Origin of the sequence: Paraburkholderia sp. RL17-381-BIF-C, from assembly GCF_046026435.1 — a bacterium.
GTDB lineage: Bacteria > Pseudomonadota > Gammaproteobacteria > Burkholderiales > Burkholderiaceae > Paraburkholderia.
In genome coordinates, this window is the sequence record NZ_JARESX010000247.1 from 1 (window position 1) to 333 (window position 333).

The following is a 333-nucleotide window of genomic DNA, read 5'->3' on the forward strand; positions in this document are numbered from 1 at the left end:
GAACAGCACATATTCCTTTAGTGTCGGCGACACGTCGCGCCCTGGCTCTATTGCCACACCTGGTGGCACGGTGTCACGTACGTGGGATACCTCAGGGAACTTGAAGCAAAGAGTTACCCCGGATGGGAATACACAGTACACGTGGGACGGCGCCAACCGGCCAACGAAAGCAGTTGCAACGGTCGCGGGCAGCAAGACGGTAACAACCGTTGAGTACAGCGACAGCAGTTCACTGCGTCCGCATCTGGTCGCGATGCCGAGCAAGATCAGGGCGTTCGTCTACGACACAGAAGGTCACGTCACCGGCTACGCAGAGTGGCAGACAACCGACCC

1 pseudogene is annotated in these 333 nt (G+C 58.6%); it reads left to right on the forward strand.

Annotation, left to right across the window (positions count from 1 at the left end):
- Nucleotides 1-100 precede the first annotated feature (100 nt).
- Nucleotides 101-333 (forward strand): annotated as a pseudogene (locus P0D70_RS36905) (hypothetical protein); the annotation flags it as partial.